This is a genomic window from Actinacidiphila oryziradicis, assembly GCF_005047355.1.
GTDB classification, from domain to species: Bacteria; Actinomycetota; Actinomycetes; order Streptomycetales; family Streptomycetaceae; genus Actinacidiphila; species Actinacidiphila oryziradicis.
Window position 1 is genome coordinate 1 of record NZ_SUMC01000297.1, and the last position, 2,132, is coordinate 2,132.

General features: G+C 67.2%; 2 protein-coding genes and 1 pseudogene. All 3 read left to right on the plus strand.

The window, feature by feature from the left end; genetic code table 11:
* Window positions 1-47: 47 nt before the first annotated feature.
* Window positions 48-137, plus strand: a complete 90-nt coding sequence (gene kdpF, locus FCI23_RS55345) for a K(+)-transporting ATPase subunit F (protein WP_136731713.1) — start codon at window positions 48-50, stop codon at window positions 135-137.
* Window positions 137-1,801: a potassium-transporting ATPase subunit KdpA gene (gene kdpA, locus FCI23_RS55350; protein ID WP_136731714.1), complete on the plus strand. Its 1,665-nt coding sequence runs from the start codon at window positions 137-139 to the stop codon at window positions 1,799-1,801. The genes kdpF and kdpA overlap by 1 nt, the downstream gene beginning before the upstream one ends.
* Window positions 1,801-2,132 (plus strand): annotated as a pseudogene (locus FCI23_RS55355) (potassium-transporting ATPase subunit B); the annotation flags it as partial. The gene kdpA and the pseudogene FCI23_RS55355, both read left to right, overlap by 1 nt.

Consider the following 2,132-nt stretch of genomic DNA (forward strand, 5'->3'; position numbering starts at 1 on the left):
GTCGCGTTCGCGCTCATCGGTCTGATCGCCAAGGGGGTCGAGCGGCTGTGAGCATCGAGAACGTCGTCGGACTCGTCGTTGCCGTCTGCCTGCTCGGGTACCTGGTGCTGGCCCTGATCTACCCGGAGAAGTTCTAGTGAACGACACTCTCGCGGGCTGGCTGCAGATCCTCGCGCTGGTGGGAGCGCTGGCCCTGTCCTTCCGGCCGCTGGGCGACTACATGGCCCACATCCTCACCACGCCCAAGCACCTGCGGGCCGAGGCCATCGTCTACCGCCTCGGCGGCGTGGACGGCGATGCCGACCAGAAGTGGTCGGCGTACCTGCGCAGCGTGCTGGCCTTTTCCGCGGTGTCCGTGCTGTTCCTGTACGGGTTCCTGCGGCTGCAGAGCCATCTGCTGCTGTCCATCGGCATGAAGGCGGTGGCGCCGGCCCTGTCGTTCAACACGGCGGCGTCCTTTGTGACCAACACCAACTGGCAGGCGTACTCGGGCGAGTCCGCGATGGGCCATCTGGTGCAGATGGCGGGCCTGGCGGTGCAGAACTTCGTCTCGGCCGCCGTCGGCATCGCCGTCGTGGCGGCCCTGATCCGGGGCTTCACGCGGAAGAGGACCGACCGGGTCGGCAACTTCTGGGTGGACCTGACCCGGGTCGTGCTGAGGCTGCTGCTGCCGCTGTCGGTCCTCATCGCGATCGTGTTCGTCGCGAGCGGGATGATCCAGAATTTCCACGGCGTCGAGTCGATCTCCACCATCGCCGGTGACCACCAGAGCCTGACCGGGGGCCCGGTCGCCTCGCAGGAGGCCATCAAGGAGCTCGGCACCAATGGCGGCGGTTTCTACAACGCCAACTCCGCGCACCCGTTTGAGAACCCCAACGCCTTCACCAACTGGCTGGAGATCTATCTGCTGCTGGTGATCGGGTTCTCGCTGCCGCGCACCTTCGGCAAGATGGTCGGCGACAACCGCCAGGGCTACGCGATCGTCGCCGTGATGGCCCTGATCTGGGCTTCCTCCGTCGCCATCATCACCGCGAACGAGCTGCACAGCGTCAGCAGCCAGGCAGGACACCTGGCGGGCGGCATGATGGAGGGCAAGGAACAGCGGTTCGGAATCTGGGCTTCGACGTTGTTCGCGGCCTCCACCACCCTCACCTCGACCGGCGCGGTCAACTCCTTCCACGATTCGTACTCGCCGGGTGGCGGCGGTATGACGATCTTCAACATGATGCTGGGGGAGATCGCGCCCGGCGGTACCGGCTCGGGCCTGTACGGGATCCTGGTGCTGGCGATCATCGCGGTCTTCGTCGCCGGGCTGATGGTCGGCCGGACCCCGGAGTACCTGGGCAAGAAGCTCGGCGGCCGGGAGATGAAGTTCGCCTCCCTCTACATCCTGACCACCCCGGCGATCGTGCTGGTCGGCGCGGGTCTGGCGATGGCGCTGCCCGGTGAACGGGCCTCCATGCTCAACAGCGGGCCACACGGCTTCTCCGAGGTGCTGTACGCCTTCACCTCGGCCGGCAACAACAACGGCTCGGCCTTCGCCGGCATCAGTGTCAATACCGACTGGTACAACACCGCGCTGGGCCTGGCGATGCTCTTCGGCCGGTTCCTGCCGATGGTGTTCGTGCTGGCCCTGGCCGGCTCGCTGGCGAGTCAGCAGCCGGTGCCGGTGACGACTGGCACGTTGCCCACCCATCGGCCGCAGTTCGTCGGTCTGCTGGCCGGCGTGATTCTCATCGTCGTCGGCCTCACTTATTTCCCCGCGCTCGCGCTGGGGCCGCTCGCGGAAGGTCTGCACTGATGTCCCTGACCACCACCGAAACCCCGGCGACGCCGGGGGGCACGCCGCCCGAACCGCAGCAGCACCGGGTCTCCGGCGGCACGATCGACCCGAGGCAGCTGATCACCTCCCTCCCCGAGGCGTGCCGCAAGCTCGACCCGCGGGTGATGGTGAAGAACCCGGTCATGTTCGTCGTGTGGGTCGGGGCGGTTCTGACCACCCTGTCGGCGATCAAGAACCCGTCGATCTTCGCCTGGGTGATCACCGTCTGGCTATGGCTGACCGCGGTGTTCGCCAACCTGTCCGAGGCTGTCGCCGAGGGCCGCGGCAAGGCGCAGGCGGAGACCCTGCG